General features: G+C 66.1%; 1 pseudogene. It reads right to left on the reverse strand.

Annotated elements, in window-relative coordinates:
• Nucleotides 1–537, reverse strand: a pseudogene (locus EOA38_RS38265) (guanylyl cyclase); the annotation flags it as partial.
• Nucleotides 538–654: the final 117 nt, after the last annotated feature.

Below are 654 nucleotides of genomic sequence, written 5' to 3' on the forward strand. Positions count from 1 at the left end.
GGCGGCGCCCGCCCGCCATTGCGGGAGCCTGGAATCCATCACCAGGATGCCGGTGGCCAGAAGGCGGTGGCTTCCAGTCGTCGTCGCGGTGAGGTCGTTCAGGAGTTCCTCCTTGCGGGCGACCACATCGAGCCGCGCGATAACCAGAGAGTCGAGCTCCTTCAGGTTGCGCCTCAAAACAATCGCGGCTTCCTCGATCTCGGCCAAAGGCACTGTGCCCAGCGTGGCGTCTCTGAGGTCCGTGCGCAGCGCCTCGAGGCGGGACATCTCGAGCGCGACGGCAGCCGAGACCTCGCTGTGCTGAGCCCTGCTTGTCGCCGCCAGCACCGATGGCGCGGCTGCAGCGACCCGTTCGGCCTGGCGCGACAGCTGGAGGGAGGCCAGTGCCGACGGCACCCGATCCGTGGTAATTCGGTCGACGACGTCGCCGACTTGAAGGAAGGCATAAAGCGCCGCAGCGGTTGCCAGTACCGCAAGTGCGCTGATCCCGAAAAAGGCGAACAACAGCCGGCCGCGTATGCCGAGGCGTTCAAGCATCGCGGTGAGTCGGAACAATCCAGCCACACTGGTCTGCATCGGACTAGACGTCTCAGGCGGCACGCCGGCGCTCGGCGAAGCCTATTCAACCGGCACGTACTCCCCGCCCTTCCAGAC

Origin of the sequence: Mesorhizobium sp. M1E.F.Ca.ET.041.01.1.1, from assembly GCF_003997355.1 — a bacterium.
GTDB lineage: Bacteria > Pseudomonadota > Alphaproteobacteria > Rhizobiales > Rhizobiaceae > Mesorhizobium.